The 26221-nt window shown below is 40.5% G+C and carries 30 protein-coding genes; 16 read left to right on the top strand and 14 right to left on the bottom strand.

Translation table 11 applies throughout. The features are described 5' to 3' along the window. Positions 1-47 precede the first annotated feature (47 nt). The gene (gene serC, locus NST65_RS04960; RefSeq protein WP_034282206.1) at positions 48-1127 is read left to right on the top strand and encodes a 3-phosphoserine/phosphohydroxythreonine transaminase; all 1080 of its coding nucleotides are present in this window, start codon (positions 48-50) and stop codon (positions 1125-1127) included. 127 nt (positions 1128-1254) lie between these two features. Beyond that, a complete protein-coding gene (locus NST65_RS04955) occupies positions 1255-1773 on the top strand; it encodes a tryptophan transporter (RefSeq protein ID WP_024425455.1) in 519 nt (172 codons plus the stop codon). Positions 1774-1822: 49 nt separating this feature from the next. Here the strand turns inward: NST65_RS04955 and NST65_RS04950 are convergent, their stop codons facing one another. Beyond that, positions 1823-2014, bottom strand: coding sequence for a hypothetical protein (locus NST65_RS04950; RefSeq protein ID WP_041117013.1), 192 nt, complete (start codon positions 2012-2014; stop codon positions 1823-1825). 128 nt (positions 2015-2142) lie between these two features. Here NST65_RS04950 and NST65_RS04945 point away from each other — a divergent pair, with 128 nt between their 5' ends. Both NST65_RS04945 and NST65_RS04940 read left to right on the top strand, forming a co-directional pair. Further along, a complete protein-coding gene (locus tag NST65_RS04945; protein WP_024425453.1) occupies positions 2143-2499 on the top strand; it encodes a YtxH domain-containing protein in 357 nt (118 codons plus the stop codon). Positions 2500-2686: 187 nt separating this feature from the next. After that, positions 2687-3307, top strand: a complete 621-nt coding sequence (locus NST65_RS04940; RefSeq protein WP_034282207.1) for an HTH-type transcriptional regulator Hpr — start codon at positions 2687-2689, stop codon at positions 3305-3307. On the opposite strand, the gene NST65_RS04935 is transcribed toward NST65_RS04940, so the two are convergent. Next, positions 3285-3629, bottom strand: a complete 345-nt coding sequence (locus NST65_RS04935) for a YhaI family protein (RefSeq protein WP_041117011.1) — start codon at positions 3627-3629, stop codon at positions 3285-3287. The genes NST65_RS04940 and NST65_RS04935 overlap by 23 nt on opposite strands. Positions 3630-3861: 232 nt before the next feature. Between NST65_RS04935 and NST65_RS04930 the strand changes: the two genes are divergently transcribed. Beyond that, complete coding sequence (locus tag NST65_RS04930; RefSeq protein ID WP_034282208.1) at positions 3862-4383, top strand: DUF3267 domain-containing protein; 522 nt, start codon at positions 3862-3864, stop codon at positions 4381-4383. An 82-nt stretch (positions 4384-4465) separates the two neighbouring features. Beyond that, a complete protein-coding gene (locus NST65_RS04925; protein ID WP_072368131.1) occupies positions 4466-4651 on the top strand; it encodes a hypothetical protein in 186 nt (61 codons plus the stop codon). Between the two features lie 51 nt (positions 4652-4702). Here NST65_RS04925 and NST65_RS04920 read toward each other — a convergent pair whose 3' ends face one another. Both NST65_RS04920 and NST65_RS04915 read right to left on the bottom strand, forming a co-directional pair. Then, positions 4703-4792 (bottom strand): YjcZ family sporulation protein, encoded by a 90-nt coding sequence (locus NST65_RS04920; protein WP_017360317.1) that lies wholly within the window; start codon positions 4790-4792, stop codon positions 4703-4705. 145 nt (positions 4793-4937) lie between these two features. After that, positions 4938-5024, bottom strand: coding sequence for a YjcZ family sporulation protein (locus NST65_RS04915; RefSeq protein WP_008361129.1), 87 nt, complete (start codon positions 5022-5024; stop codon positions 4938-4940). A gap of 161 nt (positions 5025-5185) precedes the next feature. Between NST65_RS04915 and NST65_RS04910 the strand changes: the two genes are divergently transcribed. Next, positions 5186-6070, top strand: coding sequence for a peptidylprolyl isomerase (locus NST65_RS04910; protein WP_041117009.1), 885 nt, complete (start codon positions 5186-5188; stop codon positions 6068-6070). Positions 6071-6123: 53 nt separating this feature from the next. On the opposite strand, the gene NST65_RS04905 is transcribed toward NST65_RS04910, so the two are convergent. The 4 genes from NST65_RS04905 to NST65_RS04890 form a co-directional block, all read right to left on the bottom strand. Next, positions 6124-6354, bottom strand: coding sequence for a sporulation YhaL family protein (locus NST65_RS04905; protein WP_041089925.1), 231 nt, complete (start codon positions 6352-6354; stop codon positions 6124-6126). 117 nt (positions 6355-6471) lie between these two features. Further along, positions 6472-7419, bottom strand: coding sequence for a 3'-5' exoribonuclease YhaM (yhaM, locus tag NST65_RS04900; protein ID WP_024425447.1), 948 nt, complete (start codon positions 7417-7419; stop codon positions 6472-6474). A gap of 62 nt (positions 7420-7481) precedes the next feature. Continuing rightward, entirely contained in the window at positions 7482-10268 is a 2787-nt protein-coding gene (locus tag NST65_RS04895) for an AAA family ATPase (RefSeq protein WP_342489331.1), read from the bottom strand. 16 nt (positions 10269-10284) lie between these two features. Further along, positions 10285-11499: a DNA repair exonuclease gene (locus NST65_RS04890; protein ID WP_081124169.1), complete on the bottom strand. Its 1215-nt coding sequence runs from the start codon at positions 11497-11499 to the stop codon at positions 10285-10287. A gap of 171 nt (positions 11500-11670) precedes the next feature. On the opposite strand from NST65_RS04890, the gene NST65_RS04885 reads away from it, so the two are divergent. Next, entirely contained in the window at positions 11671-11859 is a 189-nt protein-coding gene (locus NST65_RS04885) for a YhzD family protein (protein ID WP_041117003.1), read from the top strand. A gap of 31 nt (positions 11860-11890) precedes the next feature. On the opposite strand, the gene NST65_RS04880 is transcribed toward NST65_RS04885, so the two are convergent. Continuing rightward, positions 11891-12664: an enoyl-CoA hydratase gene (locus NST65_RS04880; protein WP_081124168.1), complete on the bottom strand. Its 774-nt coding sequence runs from the start codon at positions 12662-12664 to the stop codon at positions 11891-11893. 181 nt (positions 12665-12845) lie between these two features. Between NST65_RS04880 and NST65_RS04875 the strand changes: the two genes are divergently transcribed. The 3 genes from NST65_RS04875 (at position 12846) to NST65_RS04865 (ending at position 14961) form a co-directional block, all read left to right on the top strand. Then, positions 12846-13172 (top strand): potassium:proton antiporter, encoded by a 327-nt coding sequence (locus NST65_RS04875; RefSeq protein WP_235362175.1) that lies wholly within the window; start codon positions 12846-12848, stop codon positions 13170-13172. A gap of 64 nt (positions 13173-13236) precedes the next feature. Continuing rightward, positions 13237-13734, top strand: a complete 498-nt coding sequence (locus NST65_RS04870; RefSeq protein ID WP_024425442.1) for a cation:proton antiporter regulatory subunit — start codon at positions 13237-13239, stop codon at positions 13732-13734. Between the two features lie 3 nt (positions 13735-13737). After that, complete coding sequence (locus NST65_RS04865) at positions 13738-14961, top strand: cation:proton antiporter (RefSeq protein WP_034282218.1); 1224 nt, start codon at positions 13738-13740, stop codon at positions 14959-14961. 37 nt (positions 14962-14998) lie between these two features. On the opposite strand, the gene NST65_RS04860 is transcribed toward NST65_RS04865, so the two are convergent. The 5 genes from NST65_RS04860 to NST65_RS04840 form a co-directional block, all read right to left on the bottom strand. Then, the gene (locus NST65_RS04860; protein ID WP_065214185.1) at positions 14999-16273 is read right to left on the bottom strand and encodes a SidA/IucD/PvdA family monooxygenase; all 1275 of its coding nucleotides are present in this window, start codon (positions 16271-16273) and stop codon (positions 14999-15001) included. Positions 16274-16348: 75 nt separating this feature from the next. After that, entirely contained in the window at positions 16349-17848 is a 1500-nt protein-coding gene (locus NST65_RS04855) for a coproporphyrinogen III oxidase (protein WP_046310416.1), read from the bottom strand. A gap of 113 nt (positions 17849-17961) precedes the next feature. Further along, a complete protein-coding gene (locus tag NST65_RS04850) occupies positions 17962-18828 on the bottom strand; it encodes a Cof-type HAD-IIB family hydrolase (protein WP_039177545.1) in 867 nt (288 codons plus the stop codon). Between the two features lie 451 nt (positions 18829-19279). After that, complete coding sequence (locus tag NST65_RS04845; protein ID WP_024425750.1) at positions 19280-19636, bottom strand: YlbF family regulator; 357 nt, start codon at positions 19634-19636, stop codon at positions 19280-19282. A gap of 121 nt (positions 19637-19757) precedes the next feature. Further along, positions 19758-20891, bottom strand: a complete 1134-nt coding sequence (locus tag NST65_RS04840; protein ID WP_065214184.1) for a DUF445 family protein — start codon at positions 20889-20891, stop codon at positions 19758-19760. A 215-nt stretch (positions 20892-21106) separates the two neighbouring features. Between NST65_RS04840 and NST65_RS04835 the strand changes: the two genes are divergently transcribed. The 5 genes from NST65_RS04835 to ugpC all read left to right on the top strand — a co-directional run bounded on the left by NST65_RS04835 (position 21107) and on the right by ugpC (position 26042). Further along, positions 21107-22219: a YheC/YheD family protein gene (locus NST65_RS04835; RefSeq protein WP_111927072.1), complete on the top strand. Its 1113-nt coding sequence runs from the start codon at positions 21107-21109 to the stop codon at positions 22217-22219. Then, positions 22176-23534, top strand: coding sequence for a YheC/YheD family protein (locus NST65_RS04830; protein ID WP_111927070.1), 1359 nt, complete (start codon positions 22176-22178; stop codon positions 23532-23534). Before NST65_RS04835 ends, NST65_RS04830 begins: the two co-directional genes overlap by 44 nt. 152 nt (positions 23535-23686) lie before the next feature. Beyond that, a complete protein-coding gene (locus NST65_RS04825) occupies positions 23687-23896 on the top strand; it encodes a YheE family protein (protein WP_003211787.1) in 210 nt (69 codons plus the stop codon). 20 nt (positions 23897-23916) lie between these two features. Next, complete coding sequence (locus tag NST65_RS04820) at positions 23917-24792, top strand: helix-turn-helix domain-containing protein (RefSeq protein WP_111927068.1); 876 nt, start codon at positions 23917-23919, stop codon at positions 24790-24792. 143 nt (positions 24793-24935) lie between these two features. After that, positions 24936-26042, top strand: coding sequence for a sn-glycerol-3-phosphate ABC transporter ATP-binding protein UgpC (ugpC, locus tag NST65_RS04815; protein ID WP_024425745.1), 1107 nt, complete (start codon positions 24936-24938; stop codon positions 26040-26042). Positions 26043-26221 lie beyond the last annotated feature (179 nt).

The raw sequence follows: 26221 nt of genomic DNA, 5'->3' as shown, positions 1-26221 counted from the left end.
GGTTTTATCTTTTGATCCATTAACGCGAGAAATAGGGAGAGATTGTGATGAAGCGAACGACGAATTTTAATGCTGGTCCGGCGGCATTGCCGCTAGAAGTGCTTCAAAAAGCACAGGAAGAACTTGTTGATTTTAAACAAACTGGGATGTCTGTGATGGAGCTTTCTCATCGCAGCGGTGAATATGAAGCAGTCCACAATAAAGCAAAAGCGCTTTTAGTGGAACTGATGGACATTCCAGAAGATTATGAAGTCCTCTTTTTACAAGGCGGAGCTAGTCTTCAATTTGCGATGATTCCAATGAACTTCTTACATGAAGGCGAAACAGCTCATTTCATTCAAACAGGCGCTTGGTCAGAAAAAGCATTGTCAGAAGCAAAAGGGTTTGGGCAGACATCTGTGCTTGCTTCAAGTGAAGATGACAACTACTCGTATATTCCAGAAGTAGATGCATCCGGTTTAACAGACGGCGCTTACTTACATATCACATCGAACAATACGATCTTCGGCACTCAGTGGAAAACGTTCCCGAACACGTCACTCCCGCTCATTGCGGATATGTCCAGTGATATTCTCAGCAAAAAAATAGACGTTTCTTCATTTGATCTCATCTATGCCGGGGCACAAAAAAACCTAGGGCCTTCAGGTATCACGATTGTGATTGCGCGCAAACGTTTATTAGAGAAAGAGAAAAGCAGCACGCCAAAAATATTAAAATATTCAACACACGCAAAAGCCAATTCTCTTTATCATACACCACCGACTTTTGCGATTTATATGCTGTCACTTGTCCTTGAGCATGTCAAACATGCTGGCGGTGTAGAAGCAGCGGAAAAACGCAATGAACAAAAAGCAGGCATTCTCTATGATACCATTGATCAAAGCGGCGGTTTTTATCAAGGACATGCGCGTGCTGACAGCCGTTCTCATATGAACGTCACCTTTACTCTTCGTGATGATGCACTTACTTCTTCCTTTGTGGAAAAAGCAAAGCAAGAGCAAATGGTTGGACTTGCCGGCCACCGTTCTGTCGGCGGATGCAGAGCATCTATTTACAATGCGGTCTCAATAGAAGACTGCCAAAAGCTTGCGGACTTTATGAAAAAGTTCCAGCAAGAAAATGAGTAAAAAGGCTTTTCTATAGGGAAATAAATTTGTTATAATAACGAGAAATATAAAGTCATGACTCTTGCAATAAATGATGAGCCATATTATTGGAGAGTCCTATAAGAGCTTAGCAGAGGAGAGCATAGAAATGAAAACAAAAGAATTAGTGATTATGTCATTGCTTGCAGCAATGGGAGCTGTTTTGCATACGATTTTCCCGCCCATCTTTTTCGGAATGAAACCTGATATGATGCTGGTCATGATGTTTTTAAGCATCATCCTTTTCCCAAAGGTTCAGCATGTTGTCGTGATTGCGCTAGTGACTGGCGTGATTTCTGCATTAACAACGGGATTCCCAGGCGGACAAATTCCGAATATGATTGATAAACCAGTGACAGCCTTTATCTTCCTAGCCCTTTTCTTATCTTGCTTAAAGATAAAGAACAAAGTGGTGCTGACCGCTGTGTTAACTGCGATTGGAACCATCGTATCCGGCGTGATTTTCCTATCTGCCGCTTTACTGATCACTGGACTGCCAGCTGCATTACCGGCACTTCTTGTGGGCGTGGTCCTGCCAGCAGCCGTGATTAATACCATTGCTATGGTATTTGTCTTCCCAATTGCTCAGTCCATTTTGAGACGTGCAAGAATGATAGAAGTTGCTTAACGAATAACTGAACCTCTTCATGATAGATGAAGAGGTTTTTTTCATGCTTTTATAAAAGAAAAAGGGTCAGCAGCAAAATGAGGAGTGAAATCCCTGCACCAGCCGCACACACAAGTGCTTTTTGCTTTAAGACATGTTTTGGCGGATAAGACCCTGCATACCCAAGCTGTCTTGCATAATGAATAGAACCAACTGTAAAAACGATGCCGATACACATAAAAACGAACAGAAAGACAGACAACCTTCTCCCCTCCCTTTTCTTCAAAAGTATGCTAAAATAAAGCAAGCTATGTATGGAAGTTCAATGAAGCTGATCGTCAGCTCAGAGAGAACATGCGAATGTGTAAAATTTGACTAGAGGTGATTTGAATGGCTAGTGGACGTTCTTTATTAACAGGATTATTTGTAGGCGGTCTCCTTGGAGGTGCGGCAGTGCTCCTGACGACTCCCTCTTCTGGCAGAGATGTGCGCGGAAAAGTGAAAGACGGCTATGACAAATTCGAAGATACGCTGACAAAATTAAAAAGAGATGGACAAGCTTTAAAAGAGCAAATTGTGGAAACAGCAAAAGAAAGCGCAGAGGTGATTAAAGAAGTCGGGTCTGAATTGCAAACATCGATTCAGCAATGGCGCGAAGAAATCAAACCTCATCAGCAGGACTTACAAAAGGAAATTCAAGAGATTGAGGAAAAGCTCAAACAACTGGAGAAAACCTTACAAAACTAATATACTCACAAAAAAATATTCGTTTACAAAAGTGTGCGGGGTGCGTATCCCGCACTTTTTTTGTTGAAAAAAGGTTATTTTGTCAATGTTTTTCATGACTTTTAAAAATTCTTGAATTTTCAGCTTTATTAATCTTTATTTTATTGGCATAATAGAATTACAAGAAAAAGAGAAGTAGGTGAAATGGATGAATCATTCGGAACAGCCTTTCGATGTAAAAGAAGCACTTTTATTCAGTCAAAGAATGGCCCAATTGAGCAAAGCTCTTTGGAAATCCATTGAAAAGGACTGGCAGCAGTGGATCAAACCGTATAACCTAAATATCAATGAACATCATATTTTGTGGATTGCGTATCAATTAAAAGGAGCTTCAATATCAGAAATTGCAAAGTTTGGCGTCATGCATGTATCAACGGCGTTTAACTTCTCCAAGAAACTGGAGGAACGAGGATTTTTAAAATTTTCTAAAAAGTTAAACGATAAGCGCAATACGTATATTGAGCTAACGCCAAAAGGCGAAGAGACATTCCATAAACTACTCGAAGATTATGACCCGGCACGAACTGGTATTGTCAAAGGCGCACAGCCGCTTCATGACATTTACGGAAAGTTCCCTGAGATTTTAGAAATGATGTGTATTATCCGAAACATTTATGGTGAGGATTTCATGGAGATTTTTGAGAAATCGTTTTCAAACATTGAGAAGGACTTTTTGAATGAGCGAGGAAAAGTCACAAAAAAGACTGAGGAACTTGAAAACTCAGCTGAGGCAGCAGAAAAAGCGGCTAAAACAAATCAAATTGTTTAATGATCTTTATAAATTCATTCATTAGCGGCTGAAACAGCCCCTGATCATGCAAAGCAAATATCGTCTCATGAACATCCAGCTTTTCAATTAACTGTCCCGCAAAGAGCGCAAGGAGATCGTCAAACATGACGTAGCCTTGTGCTTTTTGCTTATCCATTTCCTCTGAAAGCTCAGCACAAATACGCTCAATTTCCTCTGCCTCTTCTTTCGATACACGCTGCCTGATCAATAACGCATAATATGGATAACGGGTCATATCGGCTGCCGTCAATAAAAGTTCCATGTAATATTCAAGCTGGCTCATTCGTTCCTCAATACTCATGTACGTTCCCTCTTTCTCTTAGTCCTTCTATTTTAGCCGAAATTACTCATTGACGAAAGAGACGAACCTCCCCCTTCTGTTCTTTTTTCTTGAAAAATCCAAAGTTTCCTCTCTTTATTCCATATGAAGGCACCATTTTATTTTTTTTCATCAAAACCATTGATTTTTATCCTCAGGAAGAGTAAATTATCTTGAGATATTCAATTCGATTTTTAGATTGGAAGGATGAAAAATGAATTGTTGGAAGACCATTAATCTTGAAAAGGATTATGGTTATACGAGAATGATGATTTCAGCCATAAGTCTTGCTATCCTTTTTTTCATTATGGCATTTTTATGTTTTCAACTGACTCATCCTGAAACGCGGCTAAGCAGCCATAACGCACCACTTTTTGCCGTACTCTTACTTGTGACATTGCTTGTCCACCGTGTGGTTCACTTGATCCCAGTGATGAAAAATAAGAAAAAAATGACGCTATTGATGAAACGAAATTGCTGGCAGCGCGTGCCTAAGAAAGTGATGCTTTTTTCACTTCTCAGCCCGTTTTGTGTCATCTCTCCGGTTTACTTTTTGTTAGGCGTGGCGTTTCCTATGTACGCACACTATTTTATCATCATCGCAAGTATACATGCAGGCTATTGTTTGCCTGACTTTTTATTTGCATGGAAGCTGCTCAAAGCACCTAAATCCTGCATCATCGATCAAGCTCAAGACGAGTTTGATATTTTAGTTGACCAAACTTCCTCATCATGAGGTTTTTAAAGCCAACTTCTATCTTTTTCATAAAAAATTTGGTAATGTAGTATGGGAATAGCATAGAGAGGGGGGATCTCCGATAGTTTTATTTTACTTCATCGTCTTTGCCGCGTTTATTGTGTATTCAATAAACAGGCTTACTAATACATTATGCCTTGTCAGAGAGATTCCTGAAGAACGGCAAGATAAGGTGTTTCGCTTTATCAATGTATCGATACTGATCTTACTTATCTCATCATTTGTTGAAATTACCATTTCCATTTAAGATCAAAGCAAAAGCTGCCAGTTTGAGGGCAGCTTTTTGTGTATATTTTCATTAGCAAATCCAAGATGCACCGATGATGATCAATAAAATAAATAATACGACGACTAGTGCAAAACCGCCAGCAAAGACTTCTCCTCCCATGTGAAAACACCTCCTGCCAGTTCTTCCTCTGTTCTAAGCTCAGTGTATGCAGAAAAATAAAAAACGTTTAGGCACCTGTCATCGTTTGAAAAAAGAACCGCCCTCACGCACGGCAGGACGGCTCCCTTCTGTCACAGCGATTTAATTAGTAAAGATATGCTGCACCAACGATGATCAGCAAAATGAATAGCACGACCAATAAAGCAAACCCATTAGAATATCCTGCTCCCATATAATTCAGCCTCCTTTTTGTGATCACTATATGTGTATGTCGCGCGCAATTTTTTGACTAGACGAATGCCCTTCCATTTGCATTTCTTTTTACAGCGTGTCACAATATGTTATGATACAAGCAATGATAAATAAATTGGAAAGATTAGGAGTGTTTTTTGAATGAAAAAAATGGCTTTAGCAGCTGTAACAGCAGTAAGTGTTTTAACTCTTGGCGCATGCAGTAGCGGTGATAAAGATGTGATCGCCACAACAAAATCAGGAGATGTCACAAAAGGAGAACTTTATACTACTCTTAAGAAACAAGCAGGTGGAGATGCTTTAAACCTACTTGTTCAACAAAAGGTTCTTGCTGACAAATACAAAGTATCTGATAAAGAAATTGATAAGAAATTGGAAGAATATAAAAAGACACTTGGTGAAGATCGTTTAAAACAGCTTCAAGATGAATTCGGTAAAGATTACATCAAAGATCAAGTGAAATATGAGCTGCTGACTCAAAAGGCTGCCAAAGCTAACATCAAAATCACTGATAAAGAAGTAAAATCGTATTACGATGACCTTAAAGGAAAAATCCGCGCAAGTCACATTTTAGTAGCTGATAAGAAAACAGCTGACGAAGTGGAAAAGAAATTAGATAAAGGTGAAAAATGGGATGCCCTTGTCTCTGAATATTCAACTGATACTGCTTCAGCAGCACAAGGCGGCGATGTAGGCTGGTTCGCAAAAGAAGGCCAAATGGACGAGAACTTCAGCAAAGCTGCTTTCAAACTAAAAGTAAATGAAATCAGCAAGCCAGTAAAATCCCAATTCGGCTACCATATCATTAAAAAGACTGAAGAACGCGGTAAATATGATGACATGAAAGCGGACTTGAAAAAAGAACTGCTTGACCAAAAACAAGCAGACACAAATGAAATCCAAAACATCTTAAACAAATTAGTAAAAGATGCTGATGTGAAAGTAAAAGATAAAGAGCTTCAAAAAACGTTCAAAGAAAAATCTGAACAGCCTGCACAAAATCAGCAGCCTCAACAAGGCCAGTAATCACAAAAAACCCCTCTGCCGTCATCGTGCAGAGGGGTTTTTGTATGACGAGATTAAGCAATCGAATGATCTTCATGTGCCGCAGTATCCTGCGATCTTTTCACCTGCTGATCCTGACGTCTGCGCTCTCTTTCCTGTTCCATTCGCTCGATAAAAATTTCTCCTTCCTTTTCAATAAAGGATTGATCAATCTCTTGCTCCTCTTTGGCTGTTGTCATTAATTTATACGCACAGAAAATAATGCCGATGATACATGCATACACCCACCACGGAAAAAACAACATTTTTTCATCGCCTCCTTTTCTTAAGGACATTCCTCTCTTCCTTTGTGTTACATGCTTATGCGAAAAGAAGACAAGTTATGAAAAAAAACGCCCGCATAAACGGACGTTTTGACATGATTATTCGTGATGGAAGGTTGGTTTATAAAACGAACGATTCTCAAGTGCAAAAATACGTTCTGTATATTCTCCTGGTTTCACATGCTCAAGCGCACGATCCATCATGTTCATTTTCGCATCTAAATTATCAATATAGTGGAGAATTTCAGCTTCTTTTACCATTGGTGGTTTCGGGCTGCCCCATTCTCCTTTTCCATGATGACTCAGGACTAAGTGCTGTAAAATAAGAATTTCCTCTGAATCAATGCTAAGCTCTTCCGCAGCTTTCGCAATCTCTGTCACCATAATGGAAATGTGGCCAATTAAATTCCCTTCCACAGTATATGTCGTGGAGACTGGACCCGAAAGCTCTTTGACTTTCCCTAAATCATGAAGAATGATGCCTGAATATAAAAGATCTCGATCTAGTGATGGATATAGGTCAACAATGGATTTTGCTAAATGCAGCATAGACACGACGTGGTAGGCGAGTCCAGAGACAAATTCGTGATGATTTTTTGTCGCTGCTGGATAATCAGCAAATTCCTGTCCATATTTCTTCAGCAAATGCCTTGTAACACGCTGAATATTAGGGTTTTTCATATCAAAGATATATTGCATAATCGTATCCATCATATCGTGTTTTGGAATAGGAGCTGTTTCGAGAAAGTCATCAATTCGAATTTGCTCGTTTTCAGCAACAGGGCGTATATTCCTAAGCTTCAGCTGATTCCTCCCGCGATAATGATGAATGTCGCCTACTACCTTCACGATGGTTTGCGGTCCATAGGTGATTTCATCATTCTGCTTTGCATCCCATAGTTTCGCCTCAATATCTCCACTTTGATCTTGAAGAATGAGCGTTAAAAATGGTTTGCCATTACTTGCAATTCCTTTAGTAGATGATTTAATTAATAAATGCAGGTCAACTTGTTCGCCGACATCATAGGTCATGATCCCTTTAGCCATTCAATAAAAGCTCCTTCCATGTTTCTGCTCATATAAGTATAACATAAGTCATTATTTGTCAATCATTCAACTGCTAAACTCGTAATCTGTCCATCTTTTGCAGCCTGCGCCATATGCTGATGACAGGTAAAATAAAACAGCTGTGTTTCAAAACGCGTGAGTTCATTCATCAACTCCAGCACTCTTCCTAGACGAACATGATCAAAATGAACGAAGCTGTCATCCATCATAAACGGAAGCTGACATTCCTGCTGATGAGACAAGGCGAGTGCAAAACGAATGGCCAGATAGACTTGTTCACATGTTGCTTGCGAGAGCTCGTCTGGGCGGAATATTCGTCCGTCCATCCTTTTCACGATCAGCCGGTCATCCTCTGGTGAAAATAAAATGGCTTCATATCGATCATTCGTTAACGGCTGAATAAAGCGGGAAGCTGTTTGCAGCAGTTCTGGCAGCCTTTTTTCTTTATGTTCATTCAATTTTTCTCGAATGACGGAGCGGACAAGCTGAATCGCCGCCCATTTTTTCGCAAGGTGCTTTGCATGCTCCTGCTCAGCTGAAAGCTGATGAGTCAAATCAGACACCGTACCTGAAGCTTCTATTTGCCGGATTTCCACTGCTCGTTCTGCCAGACGTTTTTCCATATTCGCCGCATTCGATTGTATGTTATTCAGGTGCTGCTTTGCTTCCGCACACTCTTCTTCAAGAAGACGCAATCCTTTACGAACAATCGATTCTTCCTCATCAAAGCAGCCGCTTCTATGCAGCTCTTGATTCAGCTGCTGCAAATGGGAAAGCCGTTCCCGATATTCTTTCGACAGATGGGAAAGAATTTGGTAATCTTTTTTGGACTCTGCCTCTACTTGACGAAAAAGCACGTCCATTTGTTTTTCGTAATAGTCAATTTCCCCTTCCAGTGTCGTGATCTGCTGTTTCACATGTTGAATCGATACATCCAATGTCTGACGTTCTTTTTCTCTTTTCGCCTCATCTTTCAATATCTCTTGAAAGGCCGAGATGCTCTCTTGAATGGTGCCTTCCTTTCGCTGCAGAAGACTGCTTAACGCTTCCACCCTTTGCTCATAATTGGACTGCTGGCCGGCAAGCTCGTCTATTTCCCGGCTAAGCTCCTCATATCCCGCTGTATTCGTTTTTAACTGCTTCAGGATAAGGAAGGCTTCTACTAGGAAAGAAAGCTCTGAGGACAAGCCCAGCTGTTTTTTCTTTTCCTCTACTTGCTGCTGGACAGGTTCCAGCTCCTGCTCCCAGTCTTCATATTGCCGGATGATCCTTTCGTACAAAAGCTCCTTCTGCCTCACAAGCGTTTCAGCTGAAGCTGCCTGTACTTGGAAGGAATCGAATGTTCCCCCGCCGCTTCCCTGTTTCACCTGTGTCGATTTCAAAAATGGGTAAATAGCAAAGAAGACAAAAACAGAAAACCCTGCAAATAAGAAAGTAACCCACCACTCTGTTAAAAAGAAAAGGACAAGCAGAAATGCAGCATCAAATATCACCATCACAGGGAATAACCACGCCCGGGAATGAACCTGTTTCTCTTTTGCTCTTGTTTCCCCAGCTTCCACTGAACTGTCCGATCTGGCCTGCTGTTCCTTTAATCCTTTTAAAGCGGTTTCCGCTTCTTCCAGCTCATGTCTTGCATGATCAAACCGGTCATCCAGCTGTGCCTTTCTGTCCATTAAACGAACGTAGTGGCTGACAGCCTCCTTTAATTCCCACTCAAATTCAAGGGAGTCGTCAATCTGATCAAGCTTGACTGAACGCTGCCACTTCAGCTTCGCTGCGGCTTCGTCCATTTTTTGTTTCAATGAATCACGTTCTGCTTTACATTCTGCTAAGCGGTTTTTGATACGTTCAGCATGAGATGATTCATCAATGACACGTGTCATCTCCAGTAATGTATCCTTGTCATGAAGCGGTTGAACTTGTGCCAGCGAGGTTTGCAAATGGTCTAATTTTTGCTTTAGTGCAGTCATTTGAGCCTTTTTCGGATGAAGGTGTGATTCTAATTTATCCAATTCATGCTCTGTTTCTGCTCTAAAGCGTTTGACTCGTTCTGGATAACGGGCTAATTCTTTTTTTAACTCCATCTTCTTCTCTATCATGGGATAAAGTCGAATGTGTTCATTTAATTGCTGAATCTGTTCTTCTGTCTGCTTCATTTCCTTTTGAAGCGCTGCGATACTCTCTATTAATTCAGAATGCTCCCGTTTTTTTTCTGTATAACGGCCTTCTGCCAATCTAGCTTGTTTCAGCTGGCCAGTCAGCTCTTTTAAACGATCAAGCTGCTGGTTTAATTCCGGCTTGCGTCCATTTGGTTTAAACAGCTGCTCCTGCTGCTTAAGCAGCCTGCTATCCATCTTGGAGGCAGCATCTGAGCCAAATAAACTTGAGAAAAGGAGAAATTCACCGATTTGATCTTCGTTTAAGGCTTGGACATTTTGCAGTCCAAACACATCAAATGAATAGATTGATTGGAATAATCTGCGATCTGTTCTCTTTAAAAGAGTTCGTAGAAATGCTTCATCTTTCACTTCACCATTCGGTAAAAACACCTGTGCTTGACCGCCTCGATCGGACGATCTCTCAATGTGAATGACACCTAACTCCTCATCTAAGCAAGTGAGGGAGCCGCCATAGAAAGATCCTTGTTTCGGCTTGTATATCTTGTTTTTTGAAAAACCAAATAACATCGACTCAATAAATGCCTTCAATGTCGTTTTCCCCGATTCATTCAGGCCGTAAACTAGCTGAAAACCGTCATCAGAAAAGTGAAAGGTTCGATTTGAAAATTTCCCGAAATTCGCTATATGGAGTGAACGTATTTTCATCATACCTCTCCTTTTCTCATAATTGCTTCAGCTGTTCCGTCAACAGCCTTTGTGCCTCTTCTTTTATATCCACTTCATCCTCTTTTGTGAGCGCTTTTCCTGACTTCCTGTAGGTTGGGTGACGCTTGATCGGTGAAAGCAGTTCTTCATATGACTCAAACTGTGCAATTTCTGCCGTTAGTTCCTTCAAAAAGGAATCTTCTGGATAAATGACATCCTCGTTTGTTCGGCAATCAATTGACATCACCCAAACAAACACATCTTCATCTTCCTCCTGCTCATGAAAAACAGTCATCAGCTCTTCGAGGACCTCAAGCTGCGTGTGCTCAAAGTAAGAAGGCGCATCACCTGTCAATTCAATTCTCACAAAATGAGGAATACCTTCCTCTTTCAGCTCATTGATTTTGCCTTCCACAAGTGTGACAAGATCCGTCATATGAGTTGTTTCTGTGATGTCTATTGCCAGTTTCTCAAAGATGATATCTGCACAGCTGATAAAATCCGCTGCCCGTGAATCTTCGGAGAGGTGAATCAAGTAACAGCCTTTTTCTCCCGTTTCTTTTATATGTCTGCCCTGCACGTTACCAGGGTAAATTATATATGGGTCTTCATGCAGAAGGGCTCTTTTATGTATATGTCCAAGCGCCCAATAATCAAAATCCCGCGCTATGAGCTGCTGCAGCTGAAATGGGGCATATGCATCATGTCCTTCTTGTCCGGCTAATGTGCCGTGAAGCATCGCAATGTGATAGGCAGCATCTGTTGTTTTGACATAATGAGATGTCATATTTTCATAGACAGCCCGCTCTTTGTAGCTAAACCCATAAATACTCGCGACAAGCTGATCCCCTCGATAATAGGAGTGCTCACTTGGTGTACTGCTCGAAAAGACATGTACATTCTCGGGCCACTCAATCGGTGTCCATTCACCGCCTAAATGATCATGATTCCCATAAATAATAAAGACTTCAATCCCGTGCGTTTGCAGTCTTACAAACTGATTTCTTAAAAACAGCTGTGCTTTTAAGCTGCGATTGGATTCATCAAATAAATCTCCGCTCAGCAGCACAAAGTCTACTGCCCGCACAATGGCGAGATCAAAGATGTTCTTAGCGCTTTGAAATGTACTTTCTTTGAGCCGCTTAAATATGGAACTAGGTATAGTCGACATTCCTGCAAATGGACTGTCTAAATGTAAATCTGCGGCATGAATAAAGGTGAGCTTAGTCAAACGTCTATCTCCTTGTCCGATACTGTCATTGTCCATATTTTATCATGCCATTTTTACGAATGCACGTTCTATCACTCTCATTCTAAAAAACACATTTTTAAGGGCTAAAAAAGAGGTTTTGTCTTATTCCATGTTTAATTACATTAAAAACAGAGGAAAGGAAGATGAGGAATGGAGAAGACATACTTTTTAACCGTATTTGACCGGTCGGGTGAGACTTTATTAAATGAAAAAATCACAGCGGATAGTGACGAGAAAGCAAAGGAATTAGGACGTCATCGCTTAATGGAACAGCAATACACAAAGCATTCTCATCGACTCGTTGATCAAGCAGGAAAACTGCTTTTATTTGAACGTTAAAAAAGCCGGCTTTCGCCGGCCTCATGTTCATTTATGCTTTTTGAAAGACAGGACGTCTTTTTTCTAAAAAGGCCTGTATACCTTCCTTGTGATCATGACTTTTTCTCAGTCTTGCCTGTGCTGCTCTCTCTTTTTGAAGAACTGCTAAGAGCTTTGATTCTGACTGGTGGAAATAGATCATCTTTGTTTCGATAAAGGCTTGAAGCGGCATGTTCATAAATGGCTTCACACACACTTTTTGGTACGTATCGACCTCATCCTGGAACACCCCGTCTGCAAGGCGCAGCTTTAACGCTTCTTCAGCCGGCAGCTTTTGTCCGCTCCAAATCAATTGTTTAGCGGTTTGCTCACTCACTCTTTTTGTGAGGAAAAAATGCCCCCCGCCATCTGGAATTAATCCTACTCCATTAAAATTCATGGCGAGTTTTGCATCCTGATGCATAAACAAGTAGTCACAGCTTAGGGCAAAGCTAAAAGCGAGGCCTGCTGCTGACCCGTGAACAAGCGCAATCGTCACTTTTTTCATACTAGCTAGAGAAAGTGTAATTCCCTCGATCAAATCCATCACACGATGGAAATCTTCTTCACTTTCCTGCTTGAGCATCATCCCAATATCTCCGCCTGCTGAGAATCCTTTTCCCGCTCCCTTGATGACAACGACTTTTGCACTGCTTTCCTCCGCTGCATCACATGCTTCTTTGAATTCAGCAAACATGTCCACATGAAAAGAATTATAAGCTTCAGGCCTATTGAAAACGATTTCAAAAACATCCCCGTCTAACTGACAATTGATATATGTCATCATCCATCCCCCTCTTCTTTTAAAAGCTCATCACTTACTTCCATTTCCATCATGTAAAACCTTTTTCTCTAAATAAAAAATTTCAAGATCAATTGATACTAAAATAAGCATAATGATTGAAACAAGAAATATATTTTTATATAGTAAAAAAAGAAAGAAAATAAATTTGAAAGGAGGAGGATGATTGATCAGATGTTCCATCATGATATTGGTTAGCTTCATCGTCATGTTTTCTCCTTTTTCAAATGTCGTTTTTGCTTCACAGGCAGAAGCGAGTATACCTAGCCTGATTTCTCCATCCATTTATGATGAAGAAATCAATGCTGTGAAGACACCATCGTTTTCAAAAAAACATGCTTCATCCATTCTGTTGAAGGACAGATTATCAAGGGCGGATGCCAAGACTTTTCTGCCAAAGCCTGCCCCATCAGCTGCATTGTCCATTGATCTATGTTTTTTGGAAATGAAGTGTGCGATCCCCGTTATGTATCAATCTAATTACCTCTACTGATTCATTTTATTTCATCCGCATTTACTATATGAAAAACACAGACTATCAAATTCGGAGGGATAAAATGAACATTAAAGAAAATGATCTTCCTGGGATCGGAAAGAAATTTGAAATTGAAACGAGAAATAGAGAAAAGATGACGATTGTGATTCATGATGATGGCAGACGGGAAATTTATCGTTTTGACGATGATGATCCAGATGAAGTGCTGTCTACCATTTCACTCGATGATGCTGAATCCCGGCAAATCGCTGCTATTATCGGCGGTATGGTGTATAAACCGCAGGCACTAGAAACCATTGAAATGGCCTTCAACGACTTGATCATTGAATGGTTTAAAGTGGAAAAAGGTGCAAAAGCGGTTGGACATACACTCGGTGATTTAGATGTGAGACAAAATTATGAAGTCACCGTGATTGCGATCATTAAACATACAAATGAAAAATTACTCAACCCTGGTGCCGATTCGATTATTCAAGCAAATGATACGATGGTCATTTCGGGCGAAAGAAAACACTTGAAGCGATTGGTACGTGATTTTCTTTCTAGAGGGGGAGAGTGATGAATGGATCATTTAGTCTTTGAAGTTGGGACGGCGCTAATTCTTATCGCCATCGCCAGCTTAATCGCCAATAAAATTAAATTTTCTATCATCCCTTTTCTCATTGTCCTCGGAATGATTGTTGGGCCGCATGCTCCAACTATCGGGATCATTGATTTGAAATTTATCGAAAGCACGGAGATTATTTCGTTTTTTGGCAGAATGGGCGTCCTGTTCCTTCTTTTCTATCTTGGACTTGAGTTCTCTGTCGGAAAACTCATTAAATCGGGTAAATCTATTGCAGTCGGCGGATCTATTTATATTTTGATCAACTTCAGCTTAGGTCTGCTCTACGGTTTTATCACAGGGTTTGGATTCCTTGAGGTTCTCATTATGGCAGGGGTGATCACCATTTCATCCAGTGCCATTGTGGCCAAAGTCCTTGTCGATTTGAAACGAACGGCGAATCCTGAAACAGAGTTAATTCTAGGGATTATTATGTTTGAGGACATTTTCCTCGCCGTTTATTTATCCGTCGTATCAGGTCTTGTCCTTGGAGATGCCACTACTGTTGGCGGTGCCTTATTATCGATTTTAATCGCTTTTGGTTATATGATGCTTTTCTTTATCATTGCGCGGAAGCTGCCAAAACTATTAAATAAGTTGTTTGATATCCGTTCGAACGAAGTGTTCATCATTGTGATTTTTGCCGCTTTGTTCTTTGTCGCTGGCTTTTCAGAAACGATTCATGTAGCAGAGGCTATTGGAGCTCTCTTACTTGGTCTTGTTTTCTCAGAAACAGAGCACTCAGACCGCATCGAGCATCTCGTGGTTCCGTTTAGAGATTTCTTTGGAGCGATGTTCTTTTTCAGCTTTGGTCTCAGTATCGATCCGTTTACATTGGGTGATGCCTTCTGGCTTGCGATCGGCGCTGTGATTCTTACCTTAATTGGGAACTTCACTGCCGGAATGTTCGCTGGACGGAGAGCTGGATTTTCTCATAAAGCCTCTTCTAATATTGGATTAACCATCGTATCGAGAGGAGAGTTTTCAATCATTGTTGCCGAGCTTGGCATTGCCGGCGGACTTGCCGCTACTTTGAAGCCCTTTGCTGCATTGTATGTCTTAATCCTTGCGATCTTAGGACCGCTCGTAACGAAAGAATCTAAGAAAATCTATCAAATCCTAAACAAAATCTTCAAATGGAAACCTGAAAAACCAAAAGTAAAAAAAGAAACGACGATCTAATAAAAAAGGGCCCTATGCTTGGGCCCTTTTTTATGTCTTATTCAAATTGCTGAAATGCAGTTTCTTGTTTGACTGGCGCTTCCTCGACACCTCGAATGGTTCGAATGACTTTCTGGTTGCGGTAAATCGATAGTTTCAAATTGGTCGCCGCTGTTCCATGAGAATGATCAAGATTCGTGAATGTAAATAAATGATTTGAACGCTTGTCTTTGAACACAAGCCTGAAGTCGTCTGTCACTTTAAAATGCTCATCACTTTCCCATTCAATCAAAGGTTCATATGCGCTAAACCATTCAGGAATATTCGGTGTGTATCCTGTAGCCAATACAGCGTGATCTACAGTTATGCTTTTTTCTTTCTTCAGCTGCCACTGCATGAGATGCAGCTCCAAAGGCTGATGCTCTCCTCTTTGAATCGCTTCAAGCTCGGTCATCGGCTGAATGAGCACAGATGGCTCTTCACCTGAAACGGAGCGATGATACAACTCCTGATAAATGCGCGAAAGCGTTGATGCATCGATGCCATTTCTTAATCCTGTCAGCCTGGGCAATGTGTTCATACGTTCTTCATAAGGAAGCGAATGAAAATACTCGACATACTTTGGTGTAAAAAGCTCTTGGCCAAGCTCTGCCGTCTCCAGCTCTCTAAATTCACTAGAACGCGTAAACCACGAAAGCTGCTGCCCTTTCTTTTGATGCTGAAGCAGGTCTAAGAAAATTTCAGCTGCACTCTGCCCTGAGCCGATTACCGCCACCGACTCAGCTTCATGAAGTGCTTTCTGCTGATCTAAATAACGGCTGCTATGGGTCACATATGGGTAAGCTGCTTCAGGCACATCGACTGGAATCATCGGTTTGCTTCCTGTGCCTAACACGACATGCTTTGCACGATATTCAGAAAGCGATCCATCGTTCAGCCGTCTGACTTTCACAAGGTAGCCTTCTTGGCAGTCCGTCACTTCTTCTACCTTCATCCCGAACTGACAGCTGTCTAATTCTCTTGCCACCCATGATAAATACTCATTGAATTCTCTCCGCGGGATATCAAACTGTTCAAAAGTATAGAACCGGTGAAGTCTATTTGCTTCATGTAAATAATTTAAAAATGTATACCTGCTCCTTGGATTCGCCATTGTGACAAGGTCTGCTAAAAAGGAAACTTGCAAATCCGTTCCTTTGATCAGCATACCAGGATGCCAAGCAAACTCAGACTCTTGTTCAAAAAAACAGCATGAGACATCCTCATACTCCTCTAACAAAGCGGCCAACCCTAAATTTGCGGGCCCAATCCCAATTCCGATCACATCTATCATATGTACACCTGCTTTAACTTTTTATCACTTATATACCCTTTTACAAATGAAAAAAACACTGCGTCATCGCAGTGTTTAAACGTGAGAAACAAATAATGATTCAAGGAATTGAATTTTCTCTTCTGTATAGTGTTCATAGCGGTCATTATACGATTTTGGATCTTTTGGATTGGCATACTGCGTAATTTTTCCTGATCGTGGATCAATGAATTTACTTGCTGCACCGCATCCAATGCCAATGATTGTCTGTACTTCTTCCATGATAATAATATTATACAAACTTTCCTGTCCATCTAATGAATACCCGACATTTTCAAGATTCCCCAAAATATTTTTTTGTCTATATAAATAATATGGGTGATAATGATGTGCTTTCGTCCAAGTGATCGCTTCATCCATCATACGTGTGATTTCTTCTCGGTCGGCTACTTGATATTTCTCCTTATTGCGCGTCATTTCAGATGCTCTTTTAAAGGAGAGTGTATGCACGGTTAAAGATTCAGGCTTGAGCTCTTCAGTCTGCTGCAAGGAGTGCTGAAATTCTTTGAGCCCTTCTCCCGGCAATCCAATGATTAAGTCCATATTGATATTATTCATGCCGTACTGTCTTGATAAGTGATACTTTTCAATCGTTTCTTCGACACTATGATGCCGGCCAATAGCCTTTAGTGTTTCATTCTCATACGATTGCGGGTTAATGCTAATCCGGTCAATATTGTAGCGGTTTAGCACCTCTAGCTTATCAGGCGAAATCGTATCAGGACGCCCTGCTTCGACAGTCACTTCCCGTATATGCTTCACATCTGGGAACGAGCGGTACATTTCTTCATACAGCAAATCCATTTCTTCCGCTGTAATGCTCGTTGGCGTGCCTCCGCCAAAGTAAACGGTCGTCACTTTGATCCCGTGTTCTTTTAGCCATGCGCCCATTTTTTGCATTTCATAATGCAGACCAAACAAAAACGTTCCCACTCTGCCAGCTTGTCCTTTAATGGCGTAAGCAGGGAACGTGCAGTAAGCACATTTTGTGGGGCAGAAAGGAATACCAATATAAATACTCACTTCCTGCTGAAGGTCATACAGATCTGGAATGGCTTGAAGCTGACGATCGACAATCTCCTGCATCAAATTGATTTTTTCATCATGAATCAAGTAATCACGCTTTAATGCCGCATGTGCATCTTCCTTTGACATGCCTTCTCTCAGCATCTTATGAAGCAATTTCGTAGGACGTATTCCTGTGAGAATGCCCCACTTTTGTGTCATTCCTGTGTGCTCCTGAAGCAAGTGTAAATAAACAGACAGCACTGTGTTTTTGATTTGTTTCCAGCGCTCCTTATCGTTCAAGCTCTCTGGGACATCCCGCGAAAAACGACTGGTGATGTCTGATCCATCGATATGACCAGATGCTTCCACCATGCCATTTTCTTCCTTCCAGTTAAATACCATGACCAAACCATCATCCAATTCACTTGGATCAAACATCACTTCACTATCTTCTTCAAATAAATTGGCTATATTGACAAGCGGGCGATGAAATCGTTCATCTGACAGCCCTTTAATTAAAATTCGCATCATATCACCTTTATCTTCAAACTTGTTTCATTTTACAAAATTCATGTAGGAAAAGCAATGAAGGGAACAGACGAAGGCCTTGTCATTTCTTGATTGACAGGGCCTTCACTATATTATCTCTTAATATCGAATTGATGCAAAAATCCTTCTCTTTGCTGCATTCTAAAGTATTCCTTGATCATATAAGCCACACCCTGTTCATCATGCGAGCGCGTCACCCAATCGGCTTTACGCTTGACATCATTGGGGGCATTTCCCATAGCAACACCTAAACCAGCCAATTCAAGCATTGGAATGTCATCTGTTCCATGACCAATGACGACTGTATCTTCTAAAGTAAAACCGAGTGCAGAGGTTAAAAGAGAAAGTCCCGCTTCCTTCGAAACCCCTTTGCATACAATATTCATTTTCTCATCACTGATCCTAATAAGGTCAACAGATGGGAATGCTTGTTGAATGGTCCTGTGAATCTCAGGCTGAAGCTCCGCGGTCGAATATACTTCAATCACTGGAGTACTGACTGGTTCATCCATCAGCATATCACTTAACGATTCAACAAATTGAACGGGATAGAAAATTGGATCAGACGGATGAATAAGCGTCTTTCCCATCAGCTGAGACTGCGTTTTTTTCCGGTTGCCGATCGAGAATTTTTCATGCAGCAAGCGGACATTACAATCGAAGCTTTCAAGGATTTGCACAAGATTAAATGTCTTTTCTTCCGTTAATTTTTTCACATGAAGCGGCTCATCGAGTTTATCGGCGATAAATGCACCACTATGCGTCACAAGGGTTGATGTTGGAATCTTCAACGCCTTGGCAATTTTTTGAGCGGAACGAAAATGCCGGTTGGTGACAATCGTCACGTAAACCCCTTTTTTCTTTACATATTCCACAGCTTCTTTTGTAGCAGAATGGATTTTACCATTGGAACGAAGTAACGTCCCATCTATATTGAGTGCAAGTAGTTTTTTTGACACTGAGGCATCCCCCTTCTTGATGACTGTACTTACGATGAGGATATGCCCTAGCTTGGTGCTTTAGAACATGCAGTTGAAAGAGCCCCAGGTTATGAATAGATGGATAAATAAAAAAAGCCTACCCCTAGGCTTTTTTTTATGTATGGTTTGGATGCGTTACAATGGAGTGATGAAGCTCCCCATGATCCCCTTATCATTTACACACCAAAGCATTGCTTATATCAGATCCCCTTATGATGCTTTGCGTTTCTCCCAGAAGCGCTTCTCTCTCGTTTGGCTCACCGCCATAAATCCCAAGTGAAACGCACCCAATTGTCCCTTGAGAGCGCCTTTTGAAAGCACTTTCAATATAAGTATTATCGCAGAATTTATGTGCTTCGACAACCTTTTTTTAAAAGATATTGAGGAGAAAAGATAAAACAAAAAAGGGCGAATGACATCGCCCTTTCCATTAGTTTTCTTCTGGATTCCCATAAAGCTCTTCAAGTGGCTTCATGATAATTTTATTTAATTCACCGATAAGAACACTCACACGTTGTTCTGCTTCCATCAACTGAGAGATTTTATCGTGCTGCTGAACAAGCGCAACTGTTTTTTGAGCTTGCTCCACTTCTTCTTGTGTGATCTCTTGACCAGTCATTTGTTTTTGTTGAAGGTTTACTTGAATGTCACGGAAGTTCTCAAACATTCTTTTAGAGGACTCATCCGCGTTTACCTCATCATAAAGATTTCTTAAAGTTGAATATTCTTCGCTATGACGCAATGCTTTTTCAAGGTCATATGCAACATCATAAAGATTTACAGACATGTTATGTCTCCTTTCTATCCGTTATCACCGATATGATCGGCGGACACCACTCCACTATAACAAACTATGGCTTTCGTTTCACATATATACAATGAATTCATTAAAATTTCTATAGCTTGTCTTAGAATAGCGCCACAAAAACAGCCTGGATAGCACCAATCATCCCGCCTAAAAGACCGCCTAGAAATGTTATCATCTTCAGCTCCTTATTAGAGATGCTGACTACAAGCTCTTCCATTTTTTCAAGCGGGAAAAGTTCAATTTGTTCACGAATGATATCTTCAAATTGCAGCTTTGCAAGCAGACTCTCTAAAGCATTTGAAGCCGCTTCGATCCCCTTATCAATCAACACTGGCGCAAAATGTGTTTTAAGGTCATCCGCTACAGCACTGACATATGTTCCAACTGGTTTGTCTAATATCAGCTTTGTAGAGAAATGAGAAAGCAATTGATTTTTCACACTAAAAATAAGTTCCTTCACATTCCATTTTTCATCAAGCTCATGAAGAGAAAATAGCTTCACCTTGTCCCATTCTTGAACAAGTAAATCTGATAAAAATCTTTTTGTTTCTGCATTTCTTAAGAACTTGATAATTTCTGGATGCACACGGTCAATTAAGCTTGAATTCCCTAGAAACATTTGGACCATACTGCCAAGCATTCCCCGTTCTTTTAAGAAATCATCAATCATATTGCCAAGCCTGGCTTTGCCTTCATCACTTTCAAAATAATGAATGCCTCTCTTTAAAATATAATCTGCTGCATCTGGAATTTTTGATGATATTTTGGTTTCCACTTCTACCGGGAGCAATTCAGATAAAGTTTGCTCGTTATATGTTTCAAGCAATGAAGCGAGCTTCTGGTCAGACCACTGATGGAGCCATCTATCTGCTTTGACATCAGCCTGTGAAACGCCGAATTTTTCTAGCAGGGAGAATACGGTGATCTGCATATTTGCGCCTTTGTCAATATATTGATGGACTGTACGCAGGATCTCCTGCTTTGCCTCCGATGATTCAAATCGCTTTTGAATACCTTCTGGCGTGAGCAAATGCTCCATAACCATGACACCAACCTGCTTGGCTACTTCGTCTCTTCTTTTAGGGATAAGCCCTGGTGTAAATGGAAGCTGTTTTCCGAATAAGTAATATGGCTTATAAGGCCGAAAAAGCATTTTAATTGCAAGATGGTTTGTCGCTGCTCCTATGACTGCGCCGATAACAATCATAAAGATAAACGTTGTGAATATATTCAAAGTCGTCATCTACCTTTCAAACAACACCCGAGGTTTATTGTTTTGATCTATACGTATTATAGTTGTTGTCAAGTTCCCAAGCAAATGAAGCATGCAGCGAGACATATGATCAAGCGATCTGTCGTAATGATAAAGGAGCGCAAGCTTTATGTAAAATCATAAAAAAATGTTTTTGTGATGGTAAAAAAAAGAAGTTGAAAAGAAGGTGTTTTTTAATGACAACATTAGGTATTGTGAGCCTTTCTCCGCAGTATGAAGAGGCATTCACACGGCAGCTCGCCAAAGCTGCCTCTTCTTATCGTTTAGTGGTTGTTCGTTTTACACCATTTGATTTAAAGCCGGCTTCAAATTTGATACAAGGCCAAACATATACGAATGGCCAAGGGTTTGCCGACGCACAATTTCCGATTCCCGACTTGATTTATGACCGATGTCTTTACCGGCATGACGCACTATCTAAAAAAGCAAAACCCATCATGGAATGGCTAAAAAAATATCCAAAAACAAATTTTTTGAATACCGGCATTTCAAATAAAATGGTGCTATTTGAGCAGCTCCGTCTCCGCTCTGCTTTACAGCCATATTTACCTGGCTGCTTTATATTAAAAGAACCCTCAGACCTGATCAATATGGTAAGGGAGTGCGGGGCTGGCGGTTATTGTAGAATGCAGCCTCTCTCCCATCAGCATGCAGCATCTACTTACTTCATTTCCTTTGATGGCAAATCAACATTTACCGTTCAGCTAAGTTCCAATCAAACCATTACATTTTCTCGTACGTCAGAGCTGGAGCGCTGGTGCAAAAAATATGCAGGCCGGTATTTTCTTCAATTTTTCAACACGAATGATCAAAAAGAACTTTTATTCAATGAAATCAAGATTTTTCTTATGAAAGATTCACAAAATCAATGGAAACGCATGGGAATTCACACAAAATCACCTGCAGAAAATAGTCTTTTGAGTCATACACAAAAATCAGCTCCTGTGATATGCTTTGAACACTATCTAAATACATTGCAGCCACACATCAAGGAGCTCCTTTTAGATGATATTGCATCCATTCAGGCATCAATCCCAGCTTATATAGATAAAACTTACTCTCCTTGCTTTGAATTCGCAGTAGACTTACTTCATTCAAGTGAAGGCAGACTTTTCATATCAAATATCAGATCAAAGCCAGGGCGGTCCGCTTTTTTAAAAGCTTACCCTGAGAAGGAACACCAATTGATTCGTACCATTCTTGAACATGCGCAAACGATAAAGTCTCAACCGAAGGAGGTTTCTTATGAACAGAAATCGCTGCATCATCGCCCCACACCTCACAAGTGAAAAAACAATTCATCTTCCCGTCCATTATAAACAGAAAGATGCCATCTATTCTCTTGCTCTAGGGTCCCGTTTAGTAGATGCCTTCAACATTTCCTATCATCTGCATCCAAATAAAATTTTATTATCTGAAGATCTATACAGAGGATTACTGATTCCTTACCAATCAAAAGCTGATGTGATCATCATTGACCATACACTTTTTATAGGGCCGTTGATGGGCATTTTCACTGCGGGTTTTGAGCAAAGTACACAGCCATTAGGAACGAGATCAGAATTTTTTATCAAACTGCTGCACTCTTTCAGGCAGCATCCTGGTTTTGCCTATCTTTTTGGGTCACATTCGATTGATTGGGAAAAAGGAATTGTAGAAGGACTGTTGTACCAGCAAGATTCATGGGTTAAAAAACAGCTTCCCCTGCCGTCAGTTATTTATGACCGGCTTCCAAATAGAAAAGCTGCTCAGTCGGCACTCATTCAAGAAACGAAGCGAAAACTCACCCAAGACTATGATATCCCTTGGTTCAATCCTTACTTTTTTAATAAATGGGAGATTCATGAACAGCTATTAACAGATGAAAAAACATGGTCCTTTCTCCCACATTCTGTACAATTAGATCCCGTGGACGCTCTAATTAAAATTGAAACACTTCTCCACCTGCATCAAATTATATACTTAAAACCGACAAACGGAAGTCATGGAGACGGGATTTATCAGTTAAAGAAGAAAAACGACGGAATTACTGTATTCTCAAATTTTGGAAAGTCCATTCCATATGATTCAATAGATCAGTTTGTTCAAAGACTGCGAAAGGATCATGCAATTCATGATTTTATTGCACAACAAGGCATTGAGCTTCTTCAAATAGACAATCAACCGATGGATTTCAGAGTTCATACGAATAAAAATAAAGAAGGTGATTGGACAGTCACAGCAGCAGTAGCAAAGGTTTCTGGAGATCATACCATCACGACTCACCAGTTACACGGGGGAAAGGTGAAAACACTTTATGCTGTCTTTCCAGAAGAAAAGAAACGTTTGCAGATTTTACAGCAGCTTTCTCATACTGCCATCATACTCAGCCAGGTGATAGATAAAAAAATGTCCGGGCATATCGGTGAAATCGGTTTTGACTTAGGCATTGATCAAACAGGTGCAATTTGGATGTTCGAAGCTAATTCTCGCCCTGGCCGAGAGATTTTCCAGCATGTCTCTTTGAAAAAATCAGAATGGATGATTGGGAAAAGTATCATGGATTACGCATCTTACCTTTCAAAAACGGCACTCACAACTTCAGATCACGCGAACGTCTACTGACGCTTTTTTGTCACATGTCAGTGCTCTTAAATCTATGCTTTTTCTATGCTCTTTTCATGAGATGAGATACAATAAAATCAAGTTCAAGGTTGTTTCCGTGTTGTCGTGTTTGTTTATTGTTACATCAATAAAAGCAAGGAGGCAATGATGATATGATTTCTCATTTTCAATGGAAACCCCTTTTTAAGAAAGCACAATTGCCAGGCTGGAAAATATCCTTTTTCCACAACGGTGCGCACTATGAAGGCATCTACCACAAAACAGGTGACATTGAATGGGGCTCTCAGCTTCCGCCCCATGAAGTAGAACCAACTTTAAAAGAAGAAATCCACGAATTAATGCTGTTCCATGTCTATGATTAAACTGATTAAGGAGCCCCGCCATGTTAGAAAAATTAAAACTGGTTTACGGAGACCATATCATCAGCACACCTACTCATGACAAACAAATTCTTTGGTATCAAACAGAAGAAGGTGAAATATTTGGAGTAAACAAATCGGAGCTTTCAGAAAGAGAAACACTTCTTCTCAACTCTTTTCTTACACCAATTGATCTATTTCAAAAAGCGCAGACCGAGGATGAACAAAAATGGTTCAGCTATCTTTTTGAAAACAAACCACTAACTGTCCAACATCCCGTCCGTGTTTATTATTTTCAAATGATCCATCAAGAAGAACAAAGACAGCAAATAAAAGAGGCTGTGAATAACAGCCTCGAACATACTCATTTCATATGGACAGGCCCTGAAACAGCTATGCTGATTCAACCAAACGCCACATCAGAAAACAGTCAATTAGATCAGTTAAATGATTTGTCTCTGGCTATTACAAGTGATTTTTTAACAGACTCAGTCTTTATGCAAGGACAGCTGCATTTGCCTAATGACCATTTACAGATGAGGTTATTAAATGAACAACAGCTCTTTTTATGCCATCTGCAGCGAGAAAAGCTTAGATCAGGGGCTTCCACATTTTATCAATGCCTGCCATCGTTCATTTGTTATGATGCATCTGCACTCTCTCACGCTATTTCAGATGCTTTTAAAGAAGCGGTCTTTGACCGGGATGTTTATCGCACTCTCATGACCTATATGCAATGTAATTTAAACGCATCCAAGGCAGCAAAAGCGTTATATATTCACAGAAACAGTCTTCAATATCGAATTGATAAATTTATTGAGCGCACTGGTCTAGATATACGACATTTTCCAGAAGCATCAGCTGCTTATTTGATGATGATTCTACTCGATCTTTCATAAAGAACGAAGACATGAGCACCCTGCCCAAAAATGAAAATAGGATGTTGTGCACGTTGTCCATTTACAGACTCTTCCTCATTTTATACACTTTATTTACTAGTAAAGCGCTTTCAAAAAAGAGGGACTGGGGAGGCTGACAGCTAATGGCTGAAATGATGCTGAATCAAATTTACAAAGTGTACGATAACAAGGTAACAGCAGTAGACAACTTTAATCTACATATAGAAGATAAAGAATTTATTGTGTTTGTTGGTCCATCAGGCTGCGGAAAATCAACAACCCTTCGCATGATTGCAGGTCTAGAAGAAATATCACAAGGAGACTTTCTGTTAGATGGAAAACGGATGAATGATGTAGCACCGAAAGACCGGGATATCGCAATGGTTTTCCAAAACTATGCATTATATCCTCATATGAATGTGTACGATAATATGGCTTTTGGATTAAAGCTTCGGAAGTTTCCGAAAGCAGAAATTGATGAGCGGGTTCGAAATGCCGCTAAAATATTAGGGCTTGAGCAATATTTAGACAGGAAACCAAAAGCACTGTCTGGCGGTCAAAGGCAGCGTGTTGCACTTGGCAGAGCAATTGTACGTGATGCAAAGGTTTTTCTTTTGGATGAGCCGCTTTCTAATTTAGATGCAAAACTCCGTGTTCAGATGCGTGCTGAAATTTCTAAGCTTCATCAGCGTCTGCAAACGACATTTATCTATGTGACACATGATCAGACTGAAGCCATGACAATGGCAACCCGCCTTGTTGTCATGAAAGATGGATTTATTCAACAGGTTGGAGCGCCGAAAGATGTATATGAAAACCCAGAGAATGTGTTTGTAGGTGGATTTATCGGCTCACCTGCGATGAACTTTTTCACAGGAAAGCTCTCTGACGGTGCCATTGCGGTTGGAAAAACTCATATTCGTGTACCAGAAGGAAAAATGAAAGTATTACGCAGCCAAGGCTATATTGGAAAGGATGTCATTTTAGGCATCAGACCAGAAGATTTTCACGATGAACCAGTATTTATAGAGGCGTCTGAAGGCACAAAAATTCATGCTGACGTAGAAGTAGCTGAATTAATGGGGGCAGAAACGATGCTTTATTCTTCTATCGATGGTCAATCGTTTATTGCACGTGTTGATTCTCGTACCGATGTACAGGCCGGACAGTCTATCCCTCTTGCGATTAATATGAACAAAGCCCATTTCTTTGATTCGGATACGGAGCTGCGCATCCGCTCAGCAGAATAAAAAGATATATAAGCAGCACCATCACTCATCATTGGGTGATGGTTTTTTGTATGTTAACACAACATTTACCATGTTCTTTTTTCGTATGTTTTTTTCGGAAATAACCATAATACTTAGTACAAAGCAGTTACTGCATTGGGTTTCGCCAAGTGGCAAATGACTTGATCATTTCGCTGGTG

This window comes from Bacillus sp. FSL P4-0248 (genome assembly GCF_038593305.1).
In the GTDB taxonomy this organism is placed as follows: domain Bacteria; phylum Bacillota; class Bacilli; order Bacillales; family Bacillaceae; genus Bacillus; species Bacillus safensis.
The sequence above is the reverse complement of the archived record's forward strand: the minus strand, read 5'-3'. Positions and strand labels throughout refer to the sequence as shown.

What these genes read in the sequence shown, in the direction of transcription:
- serC (WP_034282206.1), top strand. Translation starts at nt 48, where the DNA reads ATGAAGCGAACGACGAATTTTAATGCTGGTCCGGCGGCATTGCCGCTA.
- NST65_RS04955 (WP_024425455.1), top strand. Translation starts at nt 1,255, where the DNA reads ATGAAAACAAAAGAATTAGTGATTATGTCATTGCTTGCAGCAATGGGA.
- NST65_RS04945 (WP_024425453.1), top strand. Translation starts at nt 2,143, where the DNA reads ATGGCTAGTGGACGTTCTTTATTAACAGGATTATTTGTAGGCGGTCTC.
- NST65_RS04940 (WP_034282207.1), top strand. Translation starts at nt 2,687, where the DNA reads ATGAATCATTCGGAACAGCCTTTCGATGTAAAAGAAGCACTTTTATTC.
- NST65_RS04935 (WP_041117011.1), bottom strand. Translation starts at nt 3,629, where the DNA reads ATGAGTATTGAGGAACGAATGAGCCAGCTTGAATATTACATGGAACTT.
- NST65_RS04930 (WP_034282208.1), top strand. Translation starts at nt 3,862, where the DNA reads ATGAATTGTTGGAAGACCATTAATCTTGAAAAGGATTATGGTTATACG.
- NST65_RS04920 (WP_017360317.1), bottom strand. Translation starts at nt 4,792, where the DNA reads ATGGGAGGAGAAGTCTTTGCTGGCGGTTTTGCACTAGTCGTCGTATTA.
- NST65_RS04915 (WP_008361129.1), bottom strand. Translation starts at nt 5,024, where the DNA reads ATGGGAGCAGGATATTCTAATGGGTTTGCTTTATTGGTCGTGCTATTC.
- NST65_RS04910 (WP_041117009.1), top strand. Translation starts at nt 5,186, where the DNA reads ATGAAAAAAATGGCTTTAGCAGCTGTAACAGCAGTAAGTGTTTTAACT.
- NST65_RS04905 (WP_041089925.1), bottom strand. Translation starts at nt 6,354, where the DNA reads ATGTTGTTTTTTCCGTGGTGGGTGTATGCATGTATCATCGGCATTATT.
- yhaM (WP_024425447.1), bottom strand. Translation starts at nt 7,419, where the DNA reads ATGGCTAAAGGGATCATGACCTATGATGTCGGCGAACAAGTTGACCTG.
- NST65_RS04895 (WP_342489331.1), bottom strand. Translation starts at nt 10,268, where the DNA reads ATGAAAATACGTTCACTCCATATAGCGAATTTCGGGAAATTTTCAAAT.
- NST65_RS04885 (WP_041117003.1), top strand. Translation starts at nt 11,671, where the DNA reads ATGGAGAAGACATACTTTTTAACCGTATTTGACCGGTCGGGTGAGACT.
- NST65_RS04880 (WP_081124168.1), bottom strand. Translation starts at nt 12,664, where the DNA reads ATGATGACATATATCAATTGTCAGTTAGACGGGGATGTTTTTGAAATC.
- NST65_RS04870 (WP_024425442.1), top strand. Translation starts at nt 13,237, where the DNA reads ATGAACATTAAAGAAAATGATCTTCCTGGGATCGGAAAGAAATTTGAA.
- NST65_RS04865 (WP_034282218.1), top strand. Translation starts at nt 13,738, where the DNA reads ATGGATCATTTAGTCTTTGAAGTTGGGACGGCGCTAATTCTTATCGCC.
- NST65_RS04860 (WP_065214185.1), bottom strand. Translation starts at nt 16,273, where the DNA reads ATGATAGATGTGATCGGAATTGGGATTGGGCCCGCAAATTTAGGGTTG.
- NST65_RS04855 (WP_046310416.1), bottom strand. Translation starts at nt 17,848, where the DNA reads ATGCGAATTTTAATTAAAGGGCTGTCAGATGAACGATTTCATCGCCCG.
- NST65_RS04845 (WP_024425750.1), bottom strand. Translation starts at nt 19,636, where the DNA reads ATGTCTGTAAATCTTTATGATGTTGCATATGACCTTGAAAAAGCATTG.
- NST65_RS04835 (WP_111927072.1), top strand. Translation starts at nt 21,107, where the DNA reads ATGACAACATTAGGTATTGTGAGCCTTTCTCCGCAGTATGAAGAGGCA.
- NST65_RS04830 (WP_111927070.1), top strand. Translation starts at nt 22,176, where the DNA reads ATGAACAGAAATCGCTGCATCATCGCCCCACACCTCACAAGTGAAAAA.
- NST65_RS04825 (WP_003211787.1), top strand. Translation starts at nt 23,687, where the DNA reads ATGATTTCTCATTTTCAATGGAAACCCCTTTTTAAGAAAGCACAATTG.
- NST65_RS04820 (WP_111927068.1), top strand. Translation starts at nt 23,917, where the DNA reads ATGTTAGAAAAATTAAAACTGGTTTACGGAGACCATATCATCAGCACA.
- ugpC (WP_024425745.1), top strand. Translation starts at nt 24,936, where the DNA reads ATGGCTGAAATGATGCTGAATCAAATTTACAAAGTGTACGATAACAAG.